General features: G+C 67.4%; 22 protein-coding genes. 12 read left to right on the top strand and 10 right to left on the bottom strand.

Going from position 1 to position 25,542, the window contains the following annotated elements; genetic code table 11:
- Window positions 1–26: 26 nt before the first annotated feature.
- From F1654_RS06040 to F1654_RS06020, 5 genes are all read left to right on the top strand, one after another.
- Window positions 27–2,267, top strand: a complete 2,241-nt coding sequence (locus tag F1654_RS06040; RefSeq protein ID WP_150022634.1) for a TonB-dependent receptor — start codon at window positions 27–29, stop codon at window positions 2,265–2,267.
- A gap of 106 nt (window positions 2,268–2,373) precedes the next feature.
- On the top strand, window positions 2,374–3,213 hold the full coding sequence (locus F1654_RS06035) for a SapC family protein (protein ID WP_150022633.1): 840 nt from the start codon (window positions 2,374–2,376) through the stop codon (window positions 3,211–3,213).
- A 184-nt stretch (window positions 3,214–3,397) separates the two neighbouring features.
- Window positions 3,398–5,554, top strand: a complete 2,157-nt coding sequence (locus F1654_RS06030; protein ID WP_233205164.1) for a protein-disulfide reductase DsbD family protein — start codon at window positions 3,398–3,400, stop codon at window positions 5,552–5,554.
- Between the two features lie 24 nt (window positions 5,555–5,578).
- Window positions 5,579–6,238 (top strand): redoxin family protein, encoded by a 660-nt coding sequence (locus tag F1654_RS06025; protein WP_150022631.1) that lies wholly within the window; start codon window positions 5,579–5,581, stop codon window positions 6,236–6,238.
- 149 nt (window positions 6,239–6,387) lie between these two features.
- On the top strand, window positions 6,388–8,577 hold the full coding sequence (locus tag F1654_RS06020) for a prolyl oligopeptidase family serine peptidase (RefSeq protein WP_150022630.1): 2,190 nt from the start codon (window positions 6,388–6,390) through the stop codon (window positions 8,575–8,577).
- Between the two features lie 30 nt (window positions 8,578–8,607).
- On the opposite strand, the gene F1654_RS06015 is transcribed toward F1654_RS06020, so the two are convergent.
- Window positions 8,608–9,522, bottom strand: coding sequence for an agmatinase family protein (locus F1654_RS06015; protein WP_150022629.1), 915 nt, complete (start codon window positions 9,520–9,522; stop codon window positions 8,608–8,610).
- An 80-nt stretch (window positions 9,523–9,602) separates the two neighbouring features.
- Here F1654_RS06015 and hutI point away from each other — a divergent pair, with 80 nt between their 5' ends.
- The 4 genes from hutI to hutH are packed head-to-tail and all read left to right on the top strand — an operon-like array spanning window position 9,603 to window position 14,741.
- Window positions 9,603–10,826, top strand: coding sequence for an imidazolonepropionase (hutI, locus tag F1654_RS06010; protein WP_150022628.1), 1,224 nt, complete (start codon window positions 9,603–9,605; stop codon window positions 10,824–10,826).
- Window positions 10,823–11,551, top strand: a complete 729-nt coding sequence (hutC, locus tag F1654_RS06005) for a histidine utilization repressor (protein ID WP_150022627.1) — start codon at window positions 10,823–10,825, stop codon at window positions 11,549–11,551. The genes hutI and hutC overlap by 4 nt, the downstream gene beginning before the upstream one ends.
- Window positions 11,548–13,215: a urocanate hydratase gene (gene hutU, locus F1654_RS06000; RefSeq protein WP_150022626.1), complete on the top strand. Its 1,668-nt coding sequence runs from the start codon at window positions 11,548–11,550 to the stop codon at window positions 13,213–13,215. The genes hutC and hutU overlap by 4 nt, the downstream gene beginning before the upstream one ends.
- Window positions 13,215–14,741 (top strand): histidine ammonia-lyase, encoded by a 1,527-nt coding sequence (gene hutH / locus F1654_RS05995; RefSeq protein ID WP_150022625.1) that lies wholly within the window; start codon window positions 13,215–13,217, stop codon window positions 14,739–14,741. Before hutU ends, hutH begins: the two co-directional genes overlap by 1 nt.
- 192 nt (window positions 14,742–14,933) lie before the next feature.
- On the opposite strand, the gene F1654_RS05990 is transcribed toward hutH, so the two are convergent.
- Complete coding sequence (locus F1654_RS05990; protein WP_150022624.1) at window positions 14,934–15,251, bottom strand: hypothetical protein; 318 nt, start codon at window positions 15,249–15,251, stop codon at window positions 14,934–14,936.
- Window positions 15,252–15,403: 152 nt separating this feature from the next.
- On the bottom strand, window positions 15,404–16,501 hold the full coding sequence (pseB, locus tag F1654_RS05985; RefSeq protein WP_150022623.1) for a UDP-N-acetylglucosamine 4,6-dehydratase (inverting): 1,098 nt from the start codon (window positions 16,499–16,501) through the stop codon (window positions 15,404–15,406).
- 189 nt (window positions 16,502–16,690) lie between these two features.
- Between pseB and F1654_RS05980 the strand changes: the two genes are divergently transcribed.
- On the top strand, window positions 16,691–19,450 hold the full coding sequence (locus F1654_RS05980; protein WP_150022622.1) for an NHL repeat-containing protein: 2,760 nt from the start codon (window positions 16,691–16,693) through the stop codon (window positions 19,448–19,450).
- Between the two features lie 7 nt (window positions 19,451–19,457).
- On the opposite strand, the gene F1654_RS05975 is transcribed toward F1654_RS05980, so the two are convergent.
- Genes F1654_RS05975 through F1654_RS05965 form a run of 3 tightly spaced genes read right to left on the bottom strand, consistent with a single transcriptional unit; the run spans window position 19,458 to window position 21,327 of the window.
- Window positions 19,458–19,898: a flagellar basal-body protein FlbY gene (locus tag F1654_RS05975; protein ID WP_150022621.1), complete on the bottom strand. Its 441-nt coding sequence runs from the start codon at window positions 19,896–19,898 to the stop codon at window positions 19,458–19,460.
- On the bottom strand, window positions 19,895–20,221 hold the full coding sequence (locus tag F1654_RS05970) for a rod-binding protein (protein WP_150022620.1): 327 nt from the start codon (window positions 20,219–20,221) through the stop codon (window positions 19,895–19,897). Before F1654_RS05970 ends, F1654_RS05975 begins: the two co-directional genes overlap by 4 nt.
- Window positions 20,221–21,327 carry a flagellar basal body P-ring protein FlgI gene (locus F1654_RS05965; RefSeq protein ID WP_150023362.1) on the bottom strand — a complete coding sequence of 369 codons (1,107 nt, stop codon included), beginning with the start codon at window positions 21,325–21,327 and terminating at the stop codon, window positions 20,221–20,223. The genes F1654_RS05970 and F1654_RS05965 overlap by 1 nt, the downstream gene beginning before the upstream one ends.
- A 240-nt stretch (window positions 21,328–21,567) precedes the next feature.
- On the opposite strand from F1654_RS05965, the gene F1654_RS05960 reads away from it, so the two are divergent.
- Window positions 21,568–21,987 (top strand): flagellar assembly protein FliX, encoded by a 420-nt coding sequence (locus F1654_RS05960; protein ID WP_150022619.1) that lies wholly within the window; start codon window positions 21,568–21,570, stop codon window positions 21,985–21,987.
- Window positions 21,988–22,134: 147 nt separating this feature from the next.
- The gene (gene dksA / locus F1654_RS05955) at window positions 22,135–22,566 is read left to right on the top strand and encodes an RNA polymerase-binding protein DksA (protein WP_150022618.1); all 432 of its coding nucleotides are present in this window, start codon (window positions 22,135–22,137) and stop codon (window positions 22,564–22,566) included.
- A 4-nt stretch (window positions 22,567–22,570) separates the two neighbouring features.
- On the opposite strand, the gene F1654_RS05950 is transcribed toward dksA, so the two are convergent.
- From F1654_RS05950 to flgG, 4 genes are read right to left on the bottom strand one after another with little or no spacing between them, the layout of a single operon-like run.
- On the bottom strand, window positions 22,571–22,954 hold the full coding sequence (locus F1654_RS05950; RefSeq protein WP_150022617.1) for a hypothetical protein: 384 nt from the start codon (window positions 22,952–22,954) through the stop codon (window positions 22,571–22,573).
- 5 nt (window positions 22,955–22,959) lie between these two features.
- Window positions 22,960–23,757, bottom strand: coding sequence for a flagellar basal body L-ring protein FlgH (gene flgH, locus F1654_RS05945; protein WP_150022616.1), 798 nt, complete (start codon window positions 23,755–23,757; stop codon window positions 22,960–22,962).
- 11 nt (window positions 23,758–23,768) lie between these two features.
- Window positions 23,769–24,725, bottom strand: a complete 957-nt coding sequence (gene flgA, locus F1654_RS05940) for a flagellar basal body P-ring formation chaperone FlgA (RefSeq protein WP_150022615.1) — start codon at window positions 24,723–24,725, stop codon at window positions 23,769–23,771.
- Window positions 24,726–24,734: 9 nt separating this feature from the next.
- Window positions 24,735–25,520, bottom strand: a complete 786-nt coding sequence (gene flgG, locus F1654_RS05935; RefSeq protein WP_150022614.1) for a flagellar basal-body rod protein FlgG — start codon at window positions 25,518–25,520, stop codon at window positions 24,735–24,737.
- Window positions 25,521–25,542 lie beyond the last annotated feature (22 nt).

Below are 25,542 nucleotides of genomic sequence, written 5' to 3'. Positions count from 1 at the left end.
TATTATAACATACCGGAGCTGACGCCATGACCCTCCCCCTGATGACCCGCCTCCTGCTTGGAACCGCGCTGATCGCCCCTGCACTGGCGGGCGCCCAGGCGCAGGCGGCCGATGCGGACCTGCAGCAGCGCGGCGATGCGGCGCTGGACCGGGTGATCGTCACCGCCGGTCCGCTGGGCCGGCGCTATGTGGACGAGATGATCCAGCCGGTCAGCGTCCTGCACGGCTCCGAACTGGAACGCCGCATGGCGGGGTCTCTGGGCGAGATGCTCGACGGCCTGCCGGGCGTCACCAACGCCGATTTCGGGCCGGGCGTGGGCCGTCCTGTGATCCGCGGCCAGCAGGGTTCGCGGGTGATGGTGCTGGATGACGGCCTGCCGGTGGCGGACGTGTCGGGCGAGGGCGTGGACCACGCGGTGGCCGTGGATTCGCGCGGCGCCAGCCAGATCGAGGTGTTCCGCGGCCCCACCACGCTGATGTTCGGTTCCGGCGCGGCGGGCGGTGTGATCAATGTGCGCAGCAAGCGCTTCCTGCCCACGCTCGCGCCCTCGCCCTTCCTTGAGGTGGACGCCAGCTATTCGCCCAATGGCGATGACCGCCAGATTGACCTGTCCGGCGAGGTGCAGCTGAGCGAGACATTCGCCCTGCGCGCCTCGGGCGGGCTGCGCCGCGCCAATGATTTCTCGATCAACGGCTTCCAGGAGGACGGCCAGACTGAAGGGTTTGAAGGCCGGCTCCAGAACAGCTCCATTGAGTCCAGCCAGGCATCGCTGACCGGCATCATGTCCGATGACTGGGGCTTTGCAGCGCTGTCGCTGAGCTATTGGGACACCGATTACGGCATTCCTGAAGTGTTCGATCCCATGCGCATCCGCGGCGACGGCTCGGACGAGTATGAGCGCGTCACCGCCGATTATGTGCGTGCGGATTTTCGCAGCGAGATCAATCAGCCTCTGCCCGGCGTCTCGCTGGCCCGCCTGAGCGCGGCCTGGACGCGATATGAGCAGGACGAGACCGAATTCGAATTCAGCCGCACGGACGGATCGTTCGAGGACAGTGAGATTGAAGCCACTTTTGAGAACCGTGAATTCGAGGCCCGCGCCGATCTGCTCCACGATCCGGTGGCCGGATGGGAAGGCGTGATCGGGCTTCAGTACACGAACCGTGATTTCTTCGCCGATGATCCGCGCGGCGCGGACCGGGGGTTCTATGTGCGCCCGAATCTGACGCGCACCTTCGCCGCCTATGTCATCGAGGAGCGCCGGTTCGGACCGGCGGTGGTGGAGCTGGGCGCGCGCATCGAGCGCATCCACTCCTCCAGCGATCCGGTCATCGCCTCGCGCGTGCCGGGCGTGACGCTGGCCGATGGCAGCTTCCTGCCCCAGCCCGAACAGATTGATGACATCAACACCACCGCGCTGAGCCTGTCGGCGTCCACCATTATTGATGTCGGTCCCGACCACCATGCCCGCTTCGGCCTGACACGGGCCGAGCGCGCGCCGTCGCCCGAACAGCGCTATGCGTTCGGGCGCCACTCGGCGGCAGGCACCTGGGAGCTGGGCGATCCCGATCTCAAATCCGAGACCTATCTCAATTTCGAAGCCAGCTGGGAGCGCCATACCGGCCCGCTGCGCTATGACCTGACGGCCTATTACAACCGTGCGGACAATTTCATCTTCCTGACCTCGGAGGATGACGGGACGGGCAATCCGGTCTTCGTGAACGATATCGGAAACCGGGCCGGCGAGGGCGCGGCGGCGGGCTGTCTGCCCGGCGATGGCGGGCTGTGCCGCCTGCGCAACCAGTTCGTGACCTATGAGCAGGGCGACGCTCATTTCTATGGCGTGGAGCTGGGCGGCAGCTGGGAGGCGGTTGAAGGCGATGTGCCGCTCACCTTCCACTTCGTGGCCGATTATGTGCGCGGCTCGCTGCGTGACGGCGGCGACCTGCCGCGCATCTCGCCCTGGCGTTATGGCCTGGGCGCCTCGACCCGGCTGGGCGATCTGACCTTGCGCGCCGACTATCTGCGCATCAACGCCCAGAACCGCGTGGCCACCGCCGAGAGCGCGACGGACGGCTATAATCTCGTCAGCCTGGACGCCAGCTATGATCTGCCCTTCGACGACGTGAACGCCTCGGTCTATCTCAAGGGCCGCAATCTGCTGGATGAGGCGGGCCGGCGCCACACCTCCTTCTTCAAGGATGATGCGCCGATCATCGGGCGGGCCTTCTATGTGGGCGTGCGCGCCCGTTTTGGCGGCGTTTAGGCCCCGGTCTTGCAAGCACACGGCTGAACCGGCGGCGCCAGGCTTTATTGCCTCGCGCCGCTGCGTGCGCTAACGAACCGCAACCGTCCATCCAGGGGGAGCCCACATGGCCGACGCCAACGCCAACGAGCCGACCATTCAAGGTCAGCTGCCGCTCTACAAGAAGCCCGAACCGCTCAGCGTGCAGACGCACAAGGGCAAGGGGCTGACCTATACCGACCGCCCGTTCGACTTTCTCAAAGAAACCCATTTCGTGCCGCTGACCGTGGGCGAGTTCGGCCAGGCTGCGTCGCGCTTCCCCATCATCTTCCTGGGCGACAACCGCACGCCGGTGGCCGCCATGGGCCTGCAGGCCGGCGCCAATCTGTTCGTGAACCCGGAAAACGGGTTCTACGAAGACAATTGCTATCTGCCCGCCTTCGTGCGCCGCTATCCCTTCGTGGCCGCCAGCCATGGCGATGAGAGCGACCGCTTCACCGTGTGCGTGGATGCAGGCTCGCACCTGTTCTCCGACAAGCCCCAAGAGCCTTTCTTCCAGGAGGACGGCAATCCGACCCCGTTCCTGGAGCGCGCCATCGATTATGTGCGCCGTTTCGAGAACGACGTGGCGGCCACGACCGAATTCGTCAAGGAACTGCGCGATCTGGACCTGTTCGACCAGCAGCAGACCAATTTCCAGCCGCGTGACAATGAAGGCAATCCGGTGGGCGAGCCCCAGGTGGTGGCGAGCTATTGGGGCGTGTCGGGCGACAAGCTCAAGGCGCTGCCCGCCGAACAGCTGGTCAAGCTGCGCGATTCCACCGCGCTGGGCGCCATTTACGCCCACATGATCTCCATGGCCCAGTGGGACTTCCTGGTGCAGCGCGCTGCGCGCCGTCAGGGCCAGACCCAGGGCGAGTTCCAGGTCCCGCCGTCGGCCCCGCCGCCGCCTTCGCCTGAACTCTAGGCGCTGCGCGCCAGACCTGATGAATTGTGAGCGGCCGGGCGGAGCGATCCCCCGGCCGCTGGCATGTTGGGCGCTGTGACTCTTCACAAGCCTGTCAGATGCGTTTTCCGCGCGCGGATTCGCCGCTATATGGCAGTCTCAGCATGCCGCGATGCGCGGTCCTGGAAGCGAGAGGCCTGTCACCTTGATTCGTTCGATTGCCGCTTTCCTGGCCCTGATCTTCGCCGGCGCCGCTTCCGCCCAGGAGTTCAGCCCGGACGGGCCATGGGTGCATCCGCGTCTGGTCAGCGACCGGCAGGCCGTGGCGCCGGGCGAGACGTTTCATATCGCCCTGCATCAGGATATCGCGCCGGGCTGGCACACCTACTGGCTCAATCCGGGCGATTCCGGCGAGCCCACGCGGCTGGACCTGACCCTGCCCGAAGGCTGGACCGCAGGGGAGATGACCTGGCCGGCGCCGGGCGCCTATTCCCTCGGGCCGCTGACCAATTACGGCTATTCCGACGCGGTCACGCTGCCCGTCCAGGTCACCGTCCCCGAAGACGCCGCGCCGGGGCCGGTGGAGATTCCGGCCTATGGCAGCTGGCTGGTGTGCGAAGATATCTGCGTTCCCGAGGACGGGGAGTTTCTCCTCACCCTCGAGGTTGGCGAAAGCCGCCGCGATGCAGACGGCGCCGCGCTCATTTCTGCAGCCTTCGAAGCCGCGCCCGAAGCGCCCGGCGCCTTGCAGGCGGGGCTGGAGCGCGGACCGGACTCGCTGGTCCTGACCCTGGCGGGCGATGTGCTGGCGGGCGGTTCTGACGGCGTGCGCGCGCTCAGCTTCTTTCCCTTTAACGGCTCCATCATCGACCATGCCGCCGAGCAGCGTGTTGCGCTGGGCGAGGGGGAGGCGCGCCTTGATCTGCGCCCGGGCCGCCTGACCCGCCAGAGCGTCAACGAGGCCTATGGCGGGGTGATCCGTTTTGACATGCGCCAGGACGGCGCGTGGCGCACGCGCGCCATCGAGATTGAAGCCGCGCCGGGCGAAAGCGTGAATGATCTGGCGCCCGCCGCCGCCGCGCCGGCTGCGTCTTCTCCGCCCCGGGACAGTGCGTCCGGCGGGGCCGCCGGTCAGGCCAATGGCGCAGGCTTCAGCTTCTGGCAGGCGGCCGTGTTCGCGCTTGTGGGCGGGCTGATCCTCAATCTCATGCCGTGTGTCTTCCCGGTCCTGTCCATGAAGGCGCTGACCCTGGTGGAAAAGCGCGGCATCGAACGCAGCGAAGGCCGGCTTCTGGGCCTGATCTTCGCCGCCGGCGTGATCGTCACCTTCCTGGCGCTGGGGGCTGTCTTCCTGGCGGTGCGCGCGGCGGGCGGCGATGCGGCCTGGGGCATGCAGCTGCAATCACCCGGCGTGGTGGCGGGCCTGGCTTTGTTGATGTTCCTCATCGGGCTGAATTTCCTGGGCGCGTTCGAGATCGGGACCTCGCTGCAGTCCGTCGGCTCGGGCGTGCGCGATAGCGGACGCCGGGGCGCCTTCCTGACCGGCGTGCTGGCCGTGTTCGTGGCCGCGCCGTGCATTGCGCCCTTCATGGCCGGCGCTCTGGCCTACGCCCTGACCCAGCCGCCCCATGTGGCGCTGGCCGTGTTCGGCTTCCTGGGCGCAGGCCTGGCCCTGCCGTTCGTGATCGTCGCCTTCTATCCCGGGCTCCTGTCCTTCCTGCCCAGGCCGGGCGCATGGATGGTGCGCCTGCGCCAGGTGCTGGCCTTCCCCATGTTCGGCGCAGGCATCTGGCTGGTCTGGGTGCTGGCCGCCCAGACCGGGCCCAATGGCGTGTTGTGGGCGCTGATCATGCTGCTGGCCGCGGGCTTCGCCGCCTGGGCCTTCACCCTGCGCGGCGCGCTCGCCCGGGTGACGGCGCTGGCCGGCGCCGTGCTGACCGCCGGCGCGCTCTACTTCACCGCCGTGCAACCCGCCGTGACCGCGGCGCCCGCCGCCTCTGACGCGGTGTGGGCCGACTGGTCGCCCGAAGCGGTGGAGGAGGCGCGCGCCGAAGGACGCGCCGTGTTCGTCGATTTCACCGCCGCCTGGTGCGTGACCTGCCAGGTCAACAAGCTGGGCGCGCTGTCCGAGCGCGCGGTGGTGTCGCGCTTCAATGAGGAAAACGTGGCGCTGTTCCGCGCCGATTTCACCAACAGGGACCGGCGGATCGCCGACACGCTGGCGCAGCATGGCGCGGCGGGCGTTCCGCTCTATCTCATGTATCCCGATAATGGCGGCGAGCCTGACGTCTTGCCGCCATTATTGACCGGGAGCATCGTGATCCGCGCTGTGGAGCGCGCGATAAGCCGCCAGACTGACTGATCATCCATCAAGGGAGACTGTCTTATGAAGACCGCCAGCCTGAACCGCCGCAACCTGATCCTGGGAACCAGCCTGCTGGCTGCGTCCGCCCTGACCCTTTCGGTATTCGCCGGGGGCGCCAGCGCTGATCCCTTCCCGGGCAATCCCGCCCCGGCCTTCACCGGCCTGACCGCCACGGGCGAGAGCGTGTCCCTGTCTGACTTCTCCGGCCAGACCGTGATCCTGGAATGGACCAATCACGACTGCCCGTTTGTGGTGAAGCACTATAATCACGGCTCCACCATCCCTGACCTGCAGGCGCGCGCGGCCGAGGAAGGCCATGTCTGGCTGCAGATCATCTCCTCGGCGCCCGGCACCCAGGGCCATGTCAGCGCCGACGAGGCGATCGAGCTGAACGTGCAGCGCGGCGCGTCGCCCGCCCATGTCATCCTCGACGAGAGCGGCGTGATCGGCCGGGCCTATGATGCGCGCACCACCCCGCACATGTTCATCATCGATGGCGAGGGCGTCATCCAGTACGCCGGCGCCATTGACGACCAGCCCAGCGCCAATCCGGACTCGCTCGACGGCGCGCTGAACTATGTCAGCCAGGCGCTGGACGAGATGGCCGCCGGCCTGCCGGTCTCCATCAACGAGACCCGTCCCTATGGCTGCTCGGTGAAATACGCCGACGCGGAATCGTAAGATCCGCTCCGGCCACCGGCCTGTATACCGGACCCCGGCGCTGTGATCAGCGCCGGGGTTTGTTTTGGCCCTGACACGCTTTGCAAGGCTTGAACGGGCGCCCTAGTCTGCCCGCCATCCGCCCAGCCCGCCTTGAAGGAGACGCCCTCATGCGCACCGCTTTTGTGATCGCCGCATCCCTGATCGCGCTCGCCGCCTGCAGCCCGGAGCCCGCCCCTGAGGCCAATGGCGTCAATGGCGCTGAGGTCGAGGCCGCGCCGCGCGGGCCCTCCGCTCCGGTTTATCCCGAGAGCCGCGCCAGCGATCAGCGCGACACCTATCAGTCCGCGGCGCTGGGCGAGGTGGCGATCGCCGACCCCTATCGCTGGCTGGAAGCCGATGTGCGGGTATCGGATGAGGTGGCGGATTGGGTGCGCGCCCAGCAGGACGTGACCAACGCCTATCTCGAAGAATTGCCCGGCCGCTCGCGTATTGCAGAGCGCCTGACCGAGCTGTGGAACTATGAGCGCTACGGCCTGCCGTCCGAGCGCGGCGGGCGCTATTTCTTCACCCGCAATGACGGGCTGCAGAACCAGTCTGTGCTGATGGTCCAGGAGGGGCTGGACGGCGAGCCGCGCGTGCTCATCGATCCCAATACGTGGTCGGATGACGGCACGATTGCGCTGGCGGGGTCGGTGGCTTCGTCCGACGGATCGCTTGTGGCCTATCTCATCCAGGAGGGCGGGTCGGACTGGCGCACCATCCGCGTCATCGACGTGGATACCGGCCAGGTGCTGGACGATGAAATCCGCTGGGTGAAATTCTCGCCGCTGAGCTGGGCCAAGGACGGATCGGGCTTTTTCTACTCGCGCTATCCCGAGCCGGCGCCGGGCGAGGAGTTCACTTCGCTCAACATGGACCAGGCGATCTATTTCCACGCGCTGGGCACGGACCAGTCCGAAGACCGGCTGATCCAGGCCGACCCGGACAATCCCGAAGTCAGCTGGCGCGGATCGGTCAGCCATGACGGGCGCTATCTGGTGATCAATTCCAGCACCGGCACGGACGGCAATGGCGTGTGGATCCTCGATCTGGATGCCGAAGGCGCCGAGCCGGTGGAGATTTTCCAGGGCTTTGCCAATAACCACAGCTATGTGGGCAATGTGGGCGAGACCTTCCTGTTCCGCACCGATCTGGACGCTCCCAACCAGCGCGTCGTGGCGCTGGAACTGTCTGATCCGTCCGTGCGCCGCGATGTGATCGCGCAGGGCGATTTTCCCATCACCAGCGCCAGCCATGCGGGCGGGCATCTGATCGTCCAGACCATGCGCGATGTGGCCAGCGCGGTGACCATCCATGATCTGGACGGCGCCCTGGTGCGCGAGGTGGAGCTCCCCGGCCTGGGCGTGGCGGCGGGCTTCGCCAGCAATCCCGACAGCGCGGAGACCTTTTTCAGCTTCTCCAGCTTCAACCAGCCCGGCGCGCTCTACCGCCACGAGATCGATACCGGCGAGACGGAGGTGTTCCGCGCGCCCGAGCTGACCTTTGATCCCGATGACTATGTGGTCAGCCAGGTGTTCTTTGAGTCCACCGGCGCGGTGCAGGTGCCCATGTTCATCGTGCATCATCGCGACGTGACCCCGGACGGGGCGCGCCCGACGCTGCTGTTCGGCTATGGCGGGTTCAACATCCCCATGCGCCCGGGCTTTGACGTGCGCCGCCTGCAATGGATGGAGATGGGCGGGGTGTTTGCGCTGGCCAATATCCGCGGCGGGTCGGAGTATGGCCGCGACTGGCATGATGGCGGGCGCCTGGCCGAGAAGCAGAACGTCTTTGACGATTTCATCAACGCCGCCGAGCACCTGATCGAGACCGGCTGGACAAGCCCGGCCAATCTGGCCATCGAGGGCCGGTCCAATGGCGGGCTTCTGGTGGGTGCGGTGTCGAACCAGCGCCCGGACCTGTTCGCCGCCGGCCTGCCGGGCGTGGGCGTGATGGACATGCTGCGCTTCAATCAGTTCACGGCGGGCCGGTTCTGGGTGTCGGACTATGGCAGTCCGCAGGACCCGGCCATGTTCGACGTGCTCTACGCCTACTCGCCCCTGCACAATATCCCGGAAGGGCAGGGCTATCCGGCCACGCTGATCACCACCGCAGACACCGATGACCGCGTGGTGCCGGGCCATTCCTTCAAATTCGCCGCGGCGCTGCAGGCGGCGGATACGGGAGAGGCGCCCACCCTCATCCGCATCGAGACCAGCGCCGGCCATGGCGCGGGCACGCCGGTGTCAAAGCTGATCGAGGAAACCGCCGACAAATGGGCCTTCATCGCCTGGCATACCGGCCTGGCGATCGAGTAGGACGCACCAAACGCTCCGCCCCGTCCCGCCTCAGGCGGGGCGGGCGCTGAGCCCGGCCAGGATCTCGCATGCCCAGCGCCCCGCCGTGAGGGCGGTGATGGACGATACGTCGAGAGACGGATCAAATTCGGTGAGATCCACAAGGCGCACCCCGGGGTGAGCCGCGATCTGGCGGGCGGCGGCGAAGAAATCGTTCACCGCCATGCCGCCGGGCCGGGCGCCGGGCGCGCCGGGACATTGAGACCGGTCGATCACGTCGATATCGAAATCCACCACGATATGCGCGCAGCGCGCCGAGAGCTGGTCCAGAGCTTCGGCCACAATCGCGCCGACGCCGCGCGCACGCACATCGCTCATGGCGTGGACAGTGATCCCGGCGTTCTTGGCCGTTTCGTGCATGCGGCGCGTATTGGCGAAGGGGGCCAGGCCGATCTGGACAATGTTCTCGCCGGGCAGGCTGTCCTCCAGAAGGGCGCGCACGGGATTGCCATTGACCAGCCCGCAATCGGTGTCGCGCAAGTCGAAATGCGCATCCAGCGTGATCAGGCCCGTGGCTTGAAGATCGCCCAGCGCATGCACGCCCGGGCGCGTGACCGCATTATTGCCGCCCAGCATCATGACCAGCTCATGACGTTCGGCGAGGTTTGCGGCCAGCGCCCGCACCGGCTCGAACGCGTCGGCGGGGCGCACGCATTTGAGGTTCACATCGCCGGCGTCATGGACGGCGAGGGCGGCCAGATCTGTCCCGGTCTCCAGGTCATAGACCGAGAAGCGCTTCAGGGTCTCGCGAATCAGCCCCGGCGCCAGATCGCAGCGCCCCGGCGTCAGCGAGCCTTCGGCCAGCGGCGCGCCCATCAGGGCGGCGCGCGCCTGCGGGTGATGGCCCAGAAGATCGGCGATGGATCGCCAGCTGCGGCATTCCGATTGAGGCGCGTCGGCGGTCATCAGGCTCTCCCGCGCAGGCAAGGGGTGGATTTCCTGTGATTTTCGTAGCAGGCTGAAGCTGTATAGACAAGTTGGCGCCCATGACCGCGACCCTGTTTCATAACGCTTGCGCCGCCACGCTGGACCCGGCCCGGGAGGGTGTGTGGGGCGTGGTGGAACCTGCCGCCATCCTGAGTGAAAACGGGCGCATCACCTGGATCGGGCCGGAATCGGACCTGCCTTCGCAGCGCGCGTCCGGAGCTGAACGGATCGATCTGGGCGGACGCTGGGTCACTCCGGCGCTCATTGATTGCCACACCCATCTGGTTTTCGCCGGCGACCGTTCGGGCGAGTTCGAACAGCGCCTGTCGGGCGTCAGCTATGAAGAGATCGCCCGCGCCGGCGGCGGCATCCGCGCCACCATGACCGCCACGCGCGCCGCCAGCCTGGAGGCGCTGACGGACGCAGCTGAAGCGCGCATCCGCCAGCTCATGCGCGGGGGCGTGGCGAGCGTGGAGATCAAGTCCGGCTACGGGCTGGATATGGACACCGAGCGCGCCATGCTGATGGCGGCGACCGAGGCCGCCCGGCGCGCCGGCGTGCGCGTGCGGCGGACCTTTCTGGGCCTGCACGCCCTGCCGCCGGACTATCAGGGACGGCGCGCCGATTATGTGCGCTGGATGGCAGGCGATGTGCTGCCCGCCCTGCACGCCGAAGGCCTCGTCGATGCCGTGGACGCGTTCTGCGAGACCATCGGCTTTACCCCTGCCGAGACCGAACTGATGTTCGAGGCGGCGGCGCGCCTGGGCCTGCCGGTCTGTCTGCATGCCGAGCAATTGTCCGATCAGGGCGGCGCGGCGCTGGCGGCGCGCTATGGCGCCCTGTCGGCCGATCACCTGGAATATCTGAGCGAAGCGGGCGCGCAGGCCATGGCGCAGGCCGGAACCACTGCGGTGCTTCTGCCGGGCGCTTTCTATGCGCTGAAAGAGACAAAGCGCCCGCCTGTGGATTTGCTCCGCGCCCTGAATGTGCCCATGGCGGTGGCCACTGATCTCAATCCCGGCTCCTCGCCGCTGGTCTCGCCGGTGCTGGCCATGAACATGGCCTGCATCCTGTTCGGCCTCACCCCCGCAGAAGCCTTCGCAGGCATGACCCGGGACGCCGCCAAGGCCATGGGCGTGGCGGGCGAGGCGGGCATGCTGCGCGCAGGCCTGGCCGCCGATCTGGCCGTCTGGGATGTCAGCGGCCCGGCTGAAATCGTCTACTGGATCGGCCATCCGGGTCCGGAGCGCCTGTTCATCGCCGGGCAGGAGGCTAGCCTGTGAACGCACCCGAACCGCTCTATCAGCAGGTCAAGCAATATGTGCTCGAGCGCATCAGCTCGGGCGCGCTGGCGCCGGGCGAGCGCGCGCCGTCGGAATCCGAACTGGTGCGCGCGCTGGGCGTGGCGCGCATGACCGCCAACCGCGCGCTCAACGAGCTGCGCGATGAGGGCGTCATCATCCGCCGGGCGGGATCGGGCAGTTTTGTCGCCCAGCCGCGCGCCGAAGGGGCGCTGCTGACCTTGCGCGATATCGCCGAAGAGCTGGCGGACGAAGACGCGCCGCACCGGCTGGAGCTGTTGTCGCGTGAGCTCATCAGCGCCAGCGCGGCGGACGCGGCGCAGTTCAACACCGAACCCGGCGCAGCGCTGTTGCATCTGGTGATCCGCCATTGGCGGGGCGGGACGCCGCTGCTCATCGAGGACCGGCTGATTGATCCCGATGTGGCGCCGGGTGCGCAAACAGCCGATTTCGCCGCCGTGACCACCTATGCCTTCCTGATCAAGGCCGCGCCCTTGCAGGACGTGGAGCATGTGGTGCGTGCGGTGAACGCTGACGCCGCGCTAGCGCGCCGGCTGCACCTGGCGCCCGGTTCGGCCTGTCTGGAAATCCGCCGCCGCACCTGGTCGGACGGGCGCATCGCCTCACTGGCGCGCCTGACCTATGCCGGCGAACGTTATGAGCTGAGCGGCCATCCGGCCCGCCCCGCGGAAGGAGAGATGTCATGACCCGCGCCAATATCCGCGATATCCGCCCGCGCACCGGGCCTGAGCGCCGCGCGAAAAGCTGGGCCGCCGAGGCGGCCATCCGCATGCTGATGAACAATCTCCACCCGGACGTGGCCGAGCGGCCTGAAGACCTGGTGGTCTATGGCGGGATCGGCAAGGCGGCGCGCGACTGGCCCTCCTATGACGCCATTGTCGCCACGCTGGAGCGGATTGAGCCGGACGAGACCCTGCTGGTCCAGTCGGGCAAGCCGGTGGGCGTGGTGCGCACCCATGAGGATGCGCCGCGCGTGCTGATCGCCAATTCCAATCTGGTGCCGCGCTGGGCCAATTGGGAGCATTTCCGCGAGCTCGACCGCAAGGGCCTGATGATGTACGGCCAGATGACCGCCGGATCGTGGATCTATATCGGCTCGCAGGGCATTGTTCAGGGCACGTATGAAACCTTCGCCGAGGCCGGGCGCCAGCATTATGGCGGCGACCTTGCCGGGCGCTGGATCCTGACGGCGGGCCTGGGCGGCATGGGCGGCGCACAGCCGCTGGCCGCCGTGATGGCCGGGGCGTCCTGCCTGGCCGTGGAGTGTGATCCCGAGCGCATCGATTTTCGTCTGCGCACCCGCTATGTGGACGAGAAGGCGGATGATCTTGACGACGCGCTGGCGCGCATCGCGCGCTGGACGGCGGCGGGCGAGGCCAAATCGGTCGCCGTTGAAGGCAATGCCGCCGATATTTTCCCCGAACTGGTAAAGCGCGGCGTGCGGCCCGATCTGGTCACCGACCAGACCTCTGCCCATGACCCGGTCAACGGCTATCTCCCCTCGGGCTGGTCCCTCTCCCAATGGCGCGAGACGGCCGCGCGCGATCCCGAAGCGGTGACGCAAGCGGCGCGCGCCTCCATGCGCACCCAGGTGGAGGCCATGGCCGCCTTCGCCAAATCCGGCATCCCGACCGTCGATTACGGCAATAATATCCGCCAGATGGCGTTTGATGCGGGATTTGCCGACGCGTTCTCATTCCCCGGCTTCGTGCCCGCCTATATCCGTCCGCTCTTCTGCCGGGGCGTGGGCCCGTTCCGCTGGGCGGCGCTGTCGGGCGATCCCGCCGACATCGCGGCTACCGATGCGAAGGTGAAAGAGCTCATCCCGGACGACCGGCGCTTGCATCAATGGCTCGACATGGCCGGCGAGCGCATCGCCTTCCAGGGCCTGCCCGCGCGCATCTGCTGGGTGGGGCTGGGCGAACGTCACCGGCTGGGCCTCGCCTTCAACGAGATGGTGGCCTCGGGCGAGTTGAAAGCGCCGGTGGTGATTGGCCGCGATCATCTTGATTCCGGTTCCGTGGCGAGCCCGAACCGGGAGACCGAGGCCATGCGCGACGGCTCGGACGCGGTGTCCGACTGGCCGCTTCTCAATGCGCTGGTCAACACCGCCTCGGGCGCCAGCTGGGTTTCGCTCCATCATGGCGGCGGGGTCGGCATGGGCTATTCCCAGCATGCGGGCATGGTGATCGTCGCTGACGGCACGCCCGAGGCCGCGCGCCGGCTGGAGCGGGTGTTGTGGAATGATCCGGCCACCGGCGTCATGCGCCACGCCGATGCGGGATACGAGGAGGCGCTCGCCTGCGCGCGCGAGCAGGGCCTGGACCTGCCCATGATGGAGCCGCGCTGATGCCCGCTTCGCGCAAAACCGTCACCCTCACCCCCGGCGCGGTGACGCTGGCCGATCTGCGAGCCATTCACGCCGGCGCGGCGTTTTCGCTCGACGCGTCCGCCTGGCCCGGCGTGGAGGCGGCGGCCGCCAGCGTACGCCGCATCGTGGACAGCGGACACACCGTATACGGCGTCAATACCGGCTTCGGCCTGCTCGCCCAGACGCGCATCAGCACCGACAAGCTGGAAACCCTGCAGCGCAATCTCATCCTGTCCCACGCCTGCGGCGTCGGCCCGGCGCTGGAGCGCCCTGTGGTGCGTCTGATGATCGCGCTGAAGGCCGTCAGCCTGGCGCGCGGCCATTCGGGCGTCAGGCCGGTGGTGATCGAGCGCCTCATCGAGCTGTCCCGGCGCGATTGCCTGCCGGTGATCCCGGCGCAAGGCTCGGTGGGCGCCTCGGGCGATCTGGCGCCGCTGGCGCATATGGCCTGCCTGCTGATCGGGGAGGGCGAAGCCAGCTTTGAAGGCGAGCGCCTGTCCGGCGCGCAGGCTCTGGCGGGCGCGGGGCTGGAACCGCTGGTGCTGGGGCCAAAGGAGGGCCTGGCCCTGATCAACGGCACCGAGGCGAGCACGGCACTGGCGCTGGACGCGCTGTTCGCCGCTGAACGGGTCGCAGGCGCGGCCCTGGGCGCGGGCGCAATGTCGGTGGAGGCGCTGATGGGCTCTCACGCCCCGTTCGAGGCGCGTCTTCATACGGTGCGCGGACAGCCCGGACAGATCAAAGTGGCCGGACGCCTGCGCGCCCTGCTCGACGGCGGCGAGATGAAGGACGCCCATGCCGCGTGCGACCGGGTGCAGGATCCGTACTCTTTCCGCTGCCAGCCCCAGGTGATGGGCGCGGTGATCGATCTGCTGGCCCAGAGCGCGCGCACGCTGGAGACCGAGGCCAATGGCGTCAAGGACAATCCGGTGATCTTTCCCGATACGGACGAGGCCATATCGGGGGGTAATTTTCACGCCGAGCCGGTGGCCTTCGCCGCCGACCAGATCACCATGGCGCTGTGTGAAATCGGTTCGATCAGCGAGCGGCGCACGGCGGTGCTGGTGGACCCCAAGATGAGCGGGCTGCCGGCCTTTCTGGTGGAAGATGGCGGGGTCAATTCCGGCTTCATGATCGCCCAGGTCACCGCCGCCGCCCTGGTGGCGGAGAACCGCTCGCTGGCCTTCCCCGCCAGTGTGGACTCAGTGCCCACCTCGGCCAATCAGGAAGATCATGTGTCCATGGCCACCGGCGCGGCGCGCAAGGCGGGGCAGGCCGCGCGCAACGCCGCCTCCATCATCGCCGTGGAATTGCTCTGCGCCGCCCAAGGGCTCGATTTCCGCCGTCCGCTGAAGGCCGGCCCGCGGGTGGAGGACCTGCACGCGCGCATCCGCACGCACGCGGCGCATCTCGATGAGGACCGCTATATGGCCACCGATCTGCAAGCGCTCAGCGCAGCCGTGCTGGACGGTTCGCTGGGCGAAGCGGCGGCGTTCGAGTTGTGATCTGAAGGGGTGCGGTCGATCACATCGCGCCCGGTCTCCCCCCTCGCGTTTCCCCGGCGTGCGCCGGGAAAACGCTAAGGGGGAAGGATTGGGATAGCCGTCTGACGCAGGCGCCGCACCCCACACCGCCCCCCCAAAACAAAACGCCCCGCCGGCAGCGCCAGCGGGGCGTCATGGCGCGATCAGCGAACGCTATTCGCGCGCGATCAGGGTGAAGGTCACCGGCTCGCCGGCGGCGTTCTCGCCTTCCCAGCTATCGCCCAGCGACAGGTCTTCCATGAGCGGCTGGCAGTTGGCGTCGCCCGTGGCGCTGGAGACGCAAAACTCGCCGTCATCATTGATTTCCCACGTGCCGCCAGCGCCAATGCTGGTGGTGTAGGCGCCGTCAGCTTCGAAGAAGACGATATAGGTCAGCGCGCCGGTATCGACCTGCAGCGCATGTTCGGTCAGGGCGTCCACCGCCGGATTGGCGCTGGAGAGCATGATGGAGGCAAGGACAGTCGACAGCATGAGTACACACTCCTGTATGTCAGCACGGCGCATCATGCGCCGCTGCAGGCGCAGGGTTAACAAATTCTCAAAGCGCAGGGAATGGGGCTTGAAATCGGGCGCCTGCGCCAAACCCGCTCTTTCGGGCATGGCCGCAGCCTGATCTGCGGTGCTCAGACCGCCTTGACGGCGGTGGGTCTCAGCGCCGGGCGGGCGATGCCCAGTAGCGACTGGAGGCCGGGGATATCGAGCTGTTCGGGATTGGAGTCCGAGGCGTAGGACCAGCCATCGCGCACCGGTTCGGCGCCGGCTTCCTCCCAGGCGCGCTGCACGTCCTGCGCGCCCGGCGCCACCACCACATAGCGGTCGCCCGCATCCAGCGTGCAGCGCGAATCGTCGGGCGTGATCATCACTTCGTGCAGCTTCTCGCCGGGACGCGCGCCGATAATCCGGTGCGGCAGGCCCGGCGCGATGGCGCGGGCCAGATCAATGGTGCGCATGGAGGGCAGTTTGGGCACGAAAATCTCGCCCCCGCGCATATCGCTGAGCACCGAAAGGACGAAATTCACCCCCTGGTCCAGGGTGATCCAGAAACGGGTCATGCGCGGATCGGTGATCGGCAGGTCGCGCGCGCCACTGGACGCCAGCGACTGGAAAAACGGCGCCACCGAGCCCCTGGAGCCGACAACATTGCCGTATCTGACCACGCTGAAGCGCGTTTTTGACATGTCGCGGCGATTATTGGCGGCGATGAAAATCTTGTCCGAGGCCAGCTTTGTGGCGCCATAGAGATTGACCGGGGCCGCCGCCTTATCCGAGGACAGGGCGACCACTTTTTCAACGCCGCAGGCGATGGCGGCGCGCACGACATGCTCGGCGCCATGAATATTGGTCTGCACGCATTCAAACGGATTGGCTTCAGCCACCGGCACATGCTTCATGGCTGCGGCGTGAATGACGATCTGCGCCCCGCGCATGGCCTCGTGGACCCGGGCGGCGTCGCGCACATCGCCGATCACATATTCAAGAAAGGGAAAGGCCTCGGGGCTGAAGCGCTGGGCGGTTTCGTATTGCTTGAGCTCATCGCGCGAAAAGATCACCAGACGGCGCGGACGGAAACGGCGCGTCACCGTGTCCAGAAACTGATGCCCGAACGAGCCGGTTCCGCCGGTCAGGAAAAGGCTGGCGCCATCGAGATCGCAGGCCGTGCCGGAGAAATCGCGCAGCACGCGCGCGCCTGCGTCCGGCGATGCTCCCTGAAATCCGGCCATATGCTTCGCCCCGCAAGTGATTCTCTACACGCCAGTCTAACGCTGAACGGGGCCGGGTTAACGCTCCGTTTGCCGTCCGGCGCATGGGCGATTTTTCGCGATCATCCTAACCAATTGTAAGCGGTTCGCCGCTAACACTGCCCGCCTGCGGCGCGTGCGCGCCGCGATGAGCATGCTGGACGGGAGATCATGGCGTTTTCGGTGGATCTGCTTGGCGCCTGGTATGGCGCGCGCTCCGCCCGGCAGATGGCCGGGTTTGCAGGCGCGCCCAAAGGTGCGGGCGAAGCGGGCGCCAAGACCGATCCCAAGACAGGCGCCAAGCCCAAGGTGCTGCCGCCCTGGGACCCGCGCGGGTCGATCACGGCGCTGGAGACGCTGCGGCGCAATGTTCTGGGCAGTGGCCGGTTTTTCGACAGCGCCCTGTCCAATTTCGCGCGCAAGGATGTCAGCCGCGATGAAAAGCAGCTGTTCGCCCTTTATGAGGGCCTGCGCGGGCTGCAGGCGCTGGCCGATGCGGCCATGCAGCGCAATGTGAACGAGTTCGACCGCAATTTCTGGCAACGCCGGTTCGATGAGGGCCTGTCCCAGCTCACCGGGTTTTTCCAGGACCTGGATCTGGAAGGCGTCTCGGTCCTGCGCGGCAAGGAGCTCAGCAAGGCTGAAAGCGAGCTGGTCGTGTCGCGCGGCCTGTCGCAATACCAGACCAAAGCGTTCCATTCCGGCCCGTTCGACGCCGAGGTCGCGGCCTTCCAGGGCGATGTCGCCTTCACCATCACCGTGCGCAAGAATGGCGCAGACACCGATGTGGCCATTGATCTGTCCGAGCTGGGCGCCCAGCCGCGCACGCTTGATGCAGTGGTCGGGCTGATCAATCAGAAGCTTGAAGACGCCGAAATGCTGACCCGCTTCGAGCGCGTGCGGGTGGGAACGCCCAATGAGCGCGGCGTGATTGAGGGCAATGAGTGGGGCTTCAACATCCAGGGCATTCTCACCGAGCGCATCAGCTTCTCCGCCCCCGCCGCCGCGCCGGCGGTCTGGCTTGCCGGGGTGAGCGGGACGGGCGATGCCGCCGCTGGCCAGCTCAGCCGCATCAGCGGGCTGGACGCAGGCGGCAGCGTTGACTTCACCCGCCGCATCGAGGCGGACGCGGAGATCACCGAAACCACCAATGACCGCGGCGATACCCGCACGAGCCAGACAGCCAACCCCTTGAAAATACTTGATACCGCCCAGGCGCGCGATGGCGGGGTCTATGTGGTCGGCCATGCGGCGTCCAGCGTGTCCGGTCAGGCGCTCAAGGGCGAGCAGGACCTGGTGCTGCAGCGCTATGACACCACCGGCAAGCTGGTCTGGACCCGCACGCTGGGCGCGGCGGAGAGCGCCTCGGGCGCCTCGCTGGCGGTGGATGATGCAGGCAATGTGGTGGTGGCCGGTTCGGTCAAGGGCGGCTTGAGCGGCACAAACGCGCTGGGCGGGCAGGATTCGCTGGTGGTGAAATTCAACGCCGACGGCGTGGAGCAATGGGTGCAGCGCTTCGGCGGTCAGGCCGATGACCGCGCGCTCAGCGTCACCACCGGCGCGGACGGAACCATCTATGTGGCCGGCGAGACCCGGTCCGGCTTTGGCGGCATGGCCCATCAGGGCATGGTCGACGGCTATGTGCGCGCCATCGGCTCGGACGGAACCACGCTCTACACCCGCTCTGTAGAGGCCGGCGCCGGCATTGAGCGGGTGCGCGCTGTGGCCATGGCCGCCGATGGCGGGCTGATAACGGCCAGCGAGGTGGATGGCCGCGCCGTGCTGGTGAAATTCGCCGCTGGCGATGACGGCACGGGCGAGCCGGTCTGGCGTCAGGATCTGGGCGATCTTGATGGCGGGCGCATTGCGGGCCTGGCGGTGGACGAGGACGGGGCGATCTATCTCACCGGCGCAGCCGGCGCCGGGTTCGCGCCCAGCGATCCGCTCAATCCCAATGCCGGCGGCCGCGACGCCATGCTGGTCAAGCTCAATGACGGGCCTGAGCCTTCCGTGGCCTACACCACATTCCTGGGCGGGGAGGGCGACACCGCCGCCACGGCCATGCGCGTCGAGGACGGCAAGGTCTATCTGGCGGGCACGACCACCGACGCCCTGCCAGGCTCGGAGCAGTCGGGCGAGCGCAACAGCTTCGCCGCCGGGTTTGACGCCGCCACCGGCGCGCTGGACTGGACGCGCCAGATTTCCGGGCGCGGCGGGATGTCGGAAGCCACCGGCATCATGGTCGATCGCGGCGGCGACACGGTGCTCAACACGCTCGGCCTGCCCAATGGCGCCGTGGTCTATGCCGACAGCCGGGTGATCACCGAGCGCTCCAGCGTGCGCGCGGGCGATCATTTCTTCATCTCGGTGGATGGCGGGCGGCCCCGGCGCATCGAGATCGGCCCCAACGAGACCATGCGCTCGCTGACCTTCAAGCTGAACGCGGCCATGCTGTTCAACGGCTCGGCCGATGTGCGCCGCTCGCGCGAGGGCGACGGGCTGCGGCTGACGCCGAGAAAAGGCGTCACCATCGAGTTGACCCCCGGCGCCGATGGCCGCGACGCCCTGTCCGCGCTGGGCCTGCCCTCAGGCTCCATCACCGGCAAGGGTTCGCCGCGCGAGCGCAACAAGGATGCGACCTCGGACGCGCCGCCGGTCTTCGCGCTGGAACTGCCCGACCTGATGTCGATCCGTGACCGCGCCTCGGCCCAGGCCGCCTATGAGGCGCTGTCGGAGGCCCAGGCCAAGATCCAGCGCGCCTGGCGCGAGCTGACCATGGACCCGGCGCTCAAGGAAATGCTCAAGGGCCCCGCCAACGGCAAGCGTGGCGGGACCGTGCCCAGCTATCTCACCGCCCAGATCGCCAATTACCAGTCCGGCCTCGACCGCCTCATGGGCGGCGGCGGCGGTCAGACGCTGGGGTTTTTCTGAAGACCAATCAGGCCGTCTGATTGCACGCCAATGCGCCGACGGCGCCGTATTTGGCGGCGGACGGGCCGTAGCCGGCCTGGGCCTGTTTCTGGCGGGCGGCTTCCTCGGCGATGGCGCGCACCAGGCCTTCGGTCAGCACTTTGAGCGCTTCCACCGCGGCGTGATTGCGCGCCAGCGCGGTGTTGAAGCGTTCGGTGGCCTCTTGCAGCTTTGCCTTGAGGGCAGGCGTGATCCCGGTCAGGCGCTCGGGTTCGCGGGCGGCGCGCTGGGTCTCGGCGCGATAGAGCGTGGCCAGGCGCATTTTCTCGGTCTGGATGGTCACCGCTTCATGGGGGCGGCGCGCCTCGAACAGGCCGGTTTCCTGCTCCAGAAGGGCGATCAGGCGCTCGGTCAGGCGGATCAGCTCCGCAGCGCGTCCGTCGGGCGTGGTGGCGGCAAGTTCGCTCATGATTGATCGGCCTCCTGATAACGCAGCATTTCGCGGGCCAGCGAGTCGGCCAGGCCAATGCCGCCGGCTTTGGCGATCACCTTGGCGTATTCCTCGTTCAGCATGGAGCTGAAGGCGGCCTCGCCCGGTCCGCCGCCAAAGCTGGACTGTGTGCTCTCGCCCATCATCGCTTCGAGCACCTGGGCCAGGAACACCGCCTCGAATTCGCGCGCGGTCTCGCGGATCTGTTCGGGCGTGCGCGCCTGGCGCGGGTCCGGCGCGCCTTGCCCGGCGCGGGCGGTGAACAGGGCGGCGTGGAGCTGGGCGTCGGCGAGATTGTCCATCACAGCACCTCGATATCGGCCTGCAGCGCGCCGGCGGCCTTGATGGTCTGCAAGATGGTGATCAGGTCGCGCGGGCTGACGCCCAGCGCGTTGAGCCCGTCGACCAGCTCGCGCAAGGTCACCGTGCCTTGCAGCACGCCCATCTCGCGCTGGTCTTCCTCAACGGTCACGTCGGTGCGCGGCAGCACCACCGTTTCACCATCCGAGAAAGGCGCGGGCTGGCTGGCGATGGGGCTTTCGGCCACGGTCACGGTCAGCCCGCCCTGGGCGATGGCGACGGTGGACACGCGCACATTATCGCCCATCACGATGGTGCCGGTGCTCTCGTCAATGACCACACGCGCGCGCATATCGGCCTGGACGCGCAGCTGTTCGACCTCGGCCAGCAGCATCACCATATCGCCGCGAAAGCCCGACGGGCGGCTCAGCGCCACGGTGGAGGGGTTCTGCGCCGAGGCCGCGCTGGCGCCCAGATAGGCGTTGATGGCGTCAGCCATGCGCCGGGCGGTGGTGAAATCGGGATTGCGCAGGGACAGGCGGATCTCGCCGCGGCCGGCCAGATCAAACTCCATCTCGCGCTCGATCACCGCACCATTGGCGATGCGACCGCTGGTGGGCACACCGCGGGTCACGCTGGCGGCCTGGCCGCCGGCACTGAAGCCGCCTGCGGCCACCGAGCCTTGCGCCACGGCGAACACCTCGCCATTGGCGCCCATCAGCGGCGTGGCGATCAGCACGCCGCCCTGCAGGCTGTTGGCGTCGCCCAGCGCCGAGACCGAGACATCGATGCGCGTGCCCTGCATGGAGAAGGGCGGCAGCTCGGCGGTCACCATCACCGCGGCCACATTGCCGGTGCGCAGGTCAGCTTCGCGCACATTGATGTTGAAGCGCTCCAGCATGGAGTTCATGGCCTGGCGGGTGAAAGCGGCGTTGCGCAAAGTGTCGCCGGATCCGTCCAGACCCACCACCAGGCCATAGCCGACCAGCTGGTTGGAGCGCACGCCCTCCACATCGGCGATGTCCTTGATGCGCGGATTGGCCAGGCTGTCGCCGGCCAGGGCCGCAGCCAGAACGAAAGCGCAAATCAGGGCGGTCAGTCGGGTCATCATGGCAGGCGGCTCCGGCCAGCTTCGTCGCGTGTGCAGGCGTCCGTGCGAAAAGCGTGCCAGGGTTAACGATAAAATTCTCTCACTAAATCAATTAGATAGTTATTTTGCGCATGGGCGGGTTCTGCCGTGTGGCGTCTGAAGGCGGCAAAAACTGCCGCCCCGGACGGCGGGCTTAATCGCGCGTTAACCCAGGTTAAGCCAGCTTCGCATCCGGATCACCGCGTCAGGATCGCGCCCATGAAGATCAACGCTCCGCGCCCCGCACCGCCGGTCTCGTCCGCCCGCAAAACGCCGGGCGCGCGCGCCAGCGGCGATTTTGCGCCCGAGACGTCTGCCAGCGCTTCAGGCTCCGCTCTGGCGGGCGGTATCGGTGCGGCGGCCTCGGTCAATTCCATCGAGGCGCTGATGGCCCTGCAGGGCGCAGACGATTTCCAGGCCGCGCGCAAGCGCGCCACCGAACGCGCCTTCAGCCTTCTCGACGTGCTCGATGATCTCAAGCTGGCCATTCTCGACGGCGCCCTGCCGCGCGATACGCTGGAGCGTCTGATGGAAACGGTGCGTACCCAGCGCGACGCAACCCGCGACCCGCGCCTGGAAGCGGCCCTCGACGAGGTGGAGATTCGCGCCGCGGTGGAACTGGCCAAGCACGGCCGGTGACCCTTCATCTGCGCCAACGGCCTCAATGTTCACGAGAATTTCACACTGGCGCCAAACTTGCGCGATAACAGCGCCCGTCGATTGACTTGAGGTCTTTGCTGGATATTCTCCGCGCGCCCGGCTCGGGGAAGTCATGGAGTCGCGAGAATGGCCGTTACGGAATCCTCGATCGAACTGCCCAAGGGATACATCCCGAGCGATGGCGAGCCGTTCATGAACGATCGCCACAAGGAATATTTCCGCCGCAAATTGCTGGCCTGGAAAGACGAGATCATCCGCGAGAGCCGCTCCACCCTGTCAGCGCTTCAGGAAGATATCGGCGCGCTGCCCGACCTGGCGGACCGCGCCTCCACCGAGACCGACCGCGCGCTGGAACTGCGCGCCCGCGACCGCCAGCGCAAGCTGATCGCCAAGATCGACGCGGCCCTGCGCCGGATCGAGGACGACACTTACGGTTATTGCGAGGAAACCGGCGAGCCCATCTCGCTGGCGCGCCTGGATGCGCGCCCGGTGGCCACGCTGAGCCTGGAAGCCCAGGAGCGCCATGAGCGCTCCGAGCGCGTCCACCGCGACGATTGAAGCCTCAGGCCAGCTCCGCGCGGATCCAGCTTTCCGCCTCGTCCCAGCCGGGGAAGGCGCGCGCTTTCAATCCGGCCTTGTGCAGCATTTTGGTCATCATGAGCGCATGCATCATATTGGCCGGGCTGTAGACATAGGCCACCGTCACATGGCGGGGCATGGCCTCTGCGAAAATCTCCGCGATGGATGCGAATTGCGGCACGGTGTGCTCCAGCGCGCAATCGGAATAATCCAGGATCAGCCCGTCGCGGCCCTCTTCCTCCAGGCGCGCGCACAGGCGCGGCGCGTTGGCCCGGCTGGCGGCCACGGAATTGCGACCGCGCGTGCGGATGCACAAAACATTGGCGCCCTCCAGTTCAAAGCGCTCGATCTCAGGGCCGCTGGGCATGAGCGTCAGAACGGCCAGAGCAGGTTATAGACTTCCTGCCCGATGGGCGGGCGCTGCATTTCGGAGATATGCCCGCGTCCGCCATAGGATACCCGCGCCTCGGCGATCTTGCGGTGATCAATGGAATTGTCGGCGGCGATGTCCTGGGGACGTACGATCCCCGAGAGCAGCAGCTCGCGCACTTCGTTGTTGATGCGCACTTCCTGACGGCCATGGATCACCAGATTGCCGTTCCAGAGCACGTCCACCACGATGGCCGCCGCCGTCATGGTGATGGATTCCGACCGGTTCACGCTGCCCGTGCCCTGCATGGACGAGTTGGAGCCGAAGCGGGTCAGATTGGCCGGGTCGACCGCGTCATTGAAGAACCCGTCCAGCGCGGCTTCGCCGCCGAGGAAATTGGTCAGGTTGGAGCGCTCGGAGGTCTGGCGCGCGCGCGAGGTCTGGTTCTGCACCTGGGCGCGGTCGGAGATATTGATCTTCACCGTGACGATATCGCCCACATTGCTGGCGCGCGGATCGCCGAAGAAGGTGGTGGTGTTGGCGCTCCACAGCGAGTTGGCGTGACGCCGGGTCTGGTCGCGTTCAGCCATCAGCGTCTGGATGCGCTGGGCGCGCGCTGCGTCGATCTGGGCCGGGGTCATGCCTGCCGTGCTGACCGATCCGGTCAGCACCGCGGTGTTGTCCATGGGCGATAGCGGCGGGGGCTGGCCGATATAGGAGAGCCGGTCCTTGGCCGCGCAGGCGGTCAGGGCGGTGCTGACGATGACAATCGCGGCGGTGTTGGCGAGGGTGCGGCGCATGGCGCTCTCTCCTAGTTCATGAAGGCGGACGAAGCCGCGATGCGGGCCCGGCCGGCCCCTTCAGCGACCGCTTCGACGGTGCGGTTCGATTGCAGGTTCAAAAAGCGCGCGCTCTGGCCTTCGGCGGCGTTGTCCAGCGCGCGGGCGCGGGCGGTGAGGACGAGGCCGCCAACCTGATAGATCAGCTGCACTGTCTCCCCGCGCGTGATCATCACCGGGGCTTGCACATCAATGGCGCGCAGCGGCGTGTCGGCGCGCAGGGTGCGCCGGGCTTCCTGACCGACCAGGGCCTCCTCGCGCAATAGCGTGTCCGGGCGCACCTGGCTGGCGGGCCGTCTTTCCCAGCGGATATGATCTGAGGTGAGGGTTTCGCCCCGCGCCACGGCGCGCGCCAGCACCGGCACGTCGGTGACCGGCTGGACGCGTCCGCCCATACGCTCGGGCGCCGCTCCCGGCCAGGGTGCGATCTCGGCGCGGAACAGGCCCGCGCGCGCATCCACGTCAAGGCTGACCAGCTCCGGACCACCTGCGCTGTCCATGGGGGCGTGCAGGGTCTGGGTGCGGTTGGACAGCTCGATCAGGTGCGCCTGACCGGTCTCCACATAAAGCGCTTCCTCGATCAGACCGGTGATCTGGGCGGTGCTGACTGTGCGTCCGGCGCGCTCCACCGTGATGCGCATCACCCCGCCGGCATTGACCCAGTTGAGCCCCTGGCGCGCCGCCTCGGCGCGCACGAAAGCGGGATCCAGCGACAGGCGCTGGCCGGGGGCCGGGGCGCGCGCCAGCGCGGCCTCGCCCGCCTCGCCGGCATTGTCGAACAGATCGCCCAGCGTGATGACCCCGTCCGTGGTCACCAGCCGGTCCTTGAGCACCACGGTGCGCAATTCGCTGGCGGGCGCGCCGGGCGCAAGGGCCAGAACGAAGACCAGGGCGGCGATCAGGGCGGGCATGCGGATCAGAACGGTCATGGGTCAGCCTCAGCGCAGATTGGAGGACGCAGCGAGCATTTCGTCGGCGGCGCTGATCACCCGGGCGTTCATCTCATAGGCCCGCTGGGCCTTGATCAGGGCGGTCACCTCGGTGACGGCGTCCACATTGGAAGCCTCGATAAAGCCCTGATTGATCAGGCCGAAGCCGGGATCGCCGGGGACGCCGGGCTGGGGCGCGCCGGAGGCGGCGCTTTCGAGCAGGAGATTGCCCCCGATCTGCTCCAGGCCCGCCTCATTGGCGAAAATCACCAGCTCCAGCTGGCCGATCGTCTGGGGTTCGGCCTCGCCATCGAGCAGGATCTGCACCTGGCCTTGCTGGTTGATGATCATCTGGCGCGCTTCCTGGGGCACCACGATGCCGGGCTCGACCCGGTAGCCGTCAGCGGTGACCAGCTCGCCCTCCGGGCTGAGCGAGAAATTGCCCGCCCGGGTATAGGCGTCGCCGCCATTGGGAAGCTGGATGCGGAAATAGCCGTCGCCGGAAATCGCCACATCATAAGGATTGCCGGTCTGGGACAGGCTGCCCTGTTCGGTGACGCGGTAGACCGAGCCGGCATTGACCCCCAGCCCGATCTGCACCCCGGTGGGCACGATGGTGCCGGTGTCCGAGGAGTTGGCGCCGGGCTGGCGCAGGGTCTGGTAGAGCAGATCCTGGAACTCGGCCCGCTGGCGCTTGAACGCAGCAGTGTTCATATTGGCCAGGTTGTGGGCGATCACTTCGACCGCCAGCTGCTGGGCTTCCATTCCGGTGGCGGCGGTGGACAAGGCGCGCATGGGTTCAGTCTCCAGCTTGGTC

The organism is Alkalicaulis satelles (assembly GCF_008630495.1).
Classification (GTDB): Bacteria; Pseudomonadota; Alphaproteobacteria; order Caulobacterales; family Maricaulaceae; genus Oceanicaulis; species Oceanicaulis satelles.
Note: the sequence above shows the minus strand (reverse complement) of the source record. Positions and strands in the feature narration are given on the sequence as shown.

Bases quoted from the DNA above. Each gene is read 5' to 3' on its own strand.
- F1654_RS05965 (WP_150023362.1), bottom strand. From the start codon at position 21,327: ATGACCCGACTGACCGCCCTGATTTGCGCTTTCGTTCTGGCTGCGGCC.
- F1654_RS06040 (WP_150022634.1), top strand. From the start codon at position 27: ATGACCCTCCCCCTGATGACCCGCCTCCTGCTTGGAACCGCGCTGATC.
- F1654_RS05950 (WP_150022617.1), bottom strand. From the start codon at position 22,954: ATGCCCAGCGGCCCTGAGATCGAGCGCTTTGAACTGGAGGGCGCCAAT.
- F1654_RS05990 (WP_150022624.1), bottom strand. From the start codon at position 15,251: ATGCTGTCGACTGTCCTTGCCTCCATCATGCTCTCCAGCGCCAATCCG.
- flgA (WP_150022615.1), bottom strand. From the start codon at position 24,725: ATGACCGTTCTGATCCGCATGCCCGCCCTGATCGCCGCCCTGGTCTTC.
- hutU (WP_150022626.1), top strand. From the start codon at position 11,548: ATGACCCGCGCCAATATCCGCGATATCCGCCCGCGCACCGGGCCTGAG.
- flgG (WP_150022614.1), bottom strand. From the start codon at position 25,520: ATGCGCGCCTTGTCCACCGCCGCCACCGGAATGGAAGCCCAGCAGCTG.
- F1654_RS05960 (WP_150022619.1), top strand. From the start codon at position 21,568: ATGAAGATCAACGCTCCGCGCCCCGCACCGCCGGTCTCGTCCGCCCGC.
- F1654_RS06020 (WP_150022630.1), top strand. From the start codon at position 6,388: ATGCGCACCGCTTTTGTGATCGCCGCATCCCTGATCGCGCTCGCCGCC.
- F1654_RS06035 (WP_150022633.1), top strand. From the start codon at position 2,374: ATGGCCGACGCCAACGCCAACGAGCCGACCATTCAAGGTCAGCTGCCG.
- F1654_RS05980 (WP_150022622.1), top strand. From the start codon at position 16,691: ATGGCGTTTTCGGTGGATCTGCTTGGCGCCTGGTATGGCGCGCGCTCC.
- dksA (WP_150022618.1), top strand. From the start codon at position 22,135: ATGGCCGTTACGGAATCCTCGATCGAACTGCCCAAGGGATACATCCCG.
- hutH (WP_150022625.1), top strand. From the start codon at position 13,215: ATGCCCGCTTCGCGCAAAACCGTCACCCTCACCCCCGGCGCGGTGACG.
- F1654_RS05975 (WP_150022621.1), bottom strand. From the start codon at position 19,898: ATGAGCGAACTTGCCGCCACCACGCCCGACGGACGCGCTGCGGAGCTG.
- flgH (WP_150022616.1), bottom strand. From the start codon at position 23,757: ATGCGCCGCACCCTCGCCAACACCGCCGCGATTGTCATCGTCAGCACC.
- hutI (WP_150022628.1), top strand. From the start codon at position 9,603: ATGACCGCGACCCTGTTTCATAACGCTTGCGCCGCCACGCTGGACCCG.
- F1654_RS05970 (WP_150022620.1), bottom strand. From the start codon at position 20,221: ATGGACAATCTCGCCGACGCCCAGCTCCACGCCGCCCTGTTCACCGCC.
- pseB (WP_150022623.1), bottom strand. From the start codon at position 16,501: ATGGCCGGATTTCAGGGAGCATCGCCGGACGCAGGCGCGCGCGTGCTG.
- F1654_RS06015 (WP_150022629.1), bottom strand. From the start codon at position 9,522: ATGACCGCCGACGCGCCTCAATCGGAATGCCGCAGCTGGCGATCCATC.
- F1654_RS06025 (WP_150022631.1), top strand. From the start codon at position 5,579: ATGAAGACCGCCAGCCTGAACCGCCGCAACCTGATCCTGGGAACCAGC.